The organism is Pedobacter nutrimenti (assembly GCF_032678445.1).
GTDB classification, from domain to species: Bacteria; Bacteroidota; Bacteroidia; order Sphingobacteriales; family Sphingobacteriaceae; genus Pedobacter; species Pedobacter nutrimenti_A.
Window position 1 is genome coordinate 1 of sequence record NZ_JAVTSQ010000037.1, and the last position, 1874, is coordinate 1874.

1 protein-coding gene is annotated in these 1874 nt (G+C 44.5%); it reads right to left on the minus strand.

Annotated features, from left to right (window positions below; all coding sequences use genetic code 11):
- Positions 1-74: 74 nt before the first annotated feature.
- Entirely contained in the window at positions 75-1325 is a 1251-nt protein-coding gene (ltrA, locus tag R2S08_RS28790) for a group II intron reverse transcriptase/maturase (protein WP_316838347.1), read from the minus strand.
- Between the last annotated feature and the right edge of the window lie 549 nt (positions 1326-1874).

Here is a 1874-nt window from a genome sequence, read left to right on the forward strand (position 1 = left end):
CGAGTAAATCCAGGTGTTTCAACCTGAAGTTCTCACAGAACGGAACGTGATACTCTCGCATCATTCCGCTCCTATTATCCAACCGTTGGCAACACGCCAACAGTCCAGTGGGTGAATAAATCGGGTTGCTTCTGGCTAATTCTTTTTAGCCACTTTAGTCCTTTGGTTTCACTTGGCCGGACTTTTAAGTATTTACTTCTTGCCCATTTGACAATCCTTAAATTAATTTCTCTCATAAAGTTCTTTAATTTGGTGATGTAAAATTTACCGTAGTAGTTAATCCACGCTCGAACTACAGGGTTGATCTCTTTCGCTATATCCTCAATTTGGCACCCTGATGTTCTAAGCGTTTTCCACGCTTTGATTTTCTTGCGCATCGAAGTCATTGACTTGCCGCTTACTGCTGGCAGCCAACAGGTAAAAGAAACCTTACGAACTGTATTCTCTGCTTCCCTTGGCATAAATGTATATCCCAGAAAGTCGAAGCTTACATTGTGGTAATGACCTCTTCTGTTGCTGTCTTTGCAGTAAACAATCTTTGTCTTCTCCTCATGCATTTCCAATCCACATTCCTTAAACCGAAATTCCAATGCTTCTTTCACTTCCTTTACTTCCCGCTCACTTACGCAGTGTACAATGCTGTCGTCTGCAAAACGTTCAAACGGACATTGCGGGAACTTGCGTGCCAGCCATGTATCCATTACATAATGCAAATACAGGTTTGATAAGATGGGTCCTATTACCGATCCCTGTGGAACCCCTTTGGTTCTCGCCACGATCGTTCCATCTGTCTTTTGCAATGGTGCTACCAGCCATCTTTCGATGTACAGTAGCGCCCATTTGCAATCAATGTGCTTTCTTACTGCTTTCATTAGCAGCTCATGCGGCAGGTTGTCAAAGAATGACTTAATGTCTAAGTCCAGTACCCATGCATATGTCCAGCATCTTTTACGTGCCTTCTCTAATGCCTGAATAGCTGATTTCTCTGGCCTGTAGCCGTAGGAATCTTCATGAAACAATGGATCCAGTTTCTCTCCCAACAGCGTGGCCACCACTGTCTGAGCAATCCGATCAGAAACAGTCGGTACTCCTAATGGTCTTACACCGCCGTCTTTCTTTGGTATCTCTACCAGTTTTACCGCTGGTGGCATATAGCTCCCTGAGCTCATTTGGTTCCAGACACGGTATAAATGCTTCCTGTAGTCCTGTTCGAACTCCAGAATGCTTACCGCATCTACGCCTGCTGCGCCTTTGTTTGCTTTAACCTTTAAGTAAGCGTCCATAATCTGTTTCTTTTCAATTGTAAATGGTTTCGTTTCTTTCATCTTTGTACCTCCTGTAGTTCCCTACAGTTTTCGTGGATAAATAAACTGGATAATACAACCCCTTCCCTCCACCTCCATTACAGTGGTTTCAACAGTACTACGAGTTGTTCTGCCACCGTGCTGCGCATCTGTACTTTCTCTCTTGCAGGTGCACCTACTTGAGATTTTCCTTTATCATCGCAACGACAGCTTCACACGTTCCTTGCATAAGCCTGCTTGTAAGATCACGCCTTCTGTATGCCGGATGCCGCAAGAGCATAAACAGGTTATTCTCTTGCTTATCCCAAGTCGATATTGTACTCGGTTTTGACATCGTCTCATCCTTTCGACACCTCATCGAAGGTTCACTTGCGTTCGTCTTCTTACAACTTACATGACACCTTACCGATGCCGTTTCCTCTAACGCTTCTCACCATGACTACTTAATCACAGCAACTTAGAGGTAGTTTGAAACCAACGCCTGCACGTCGATCTCGGGAGGCCTTCTCCCATCTTTTGCAAAGCATCAAACTTCGAGTTCTCACGAACTCTCTGTTTGTTCGTGTCGCC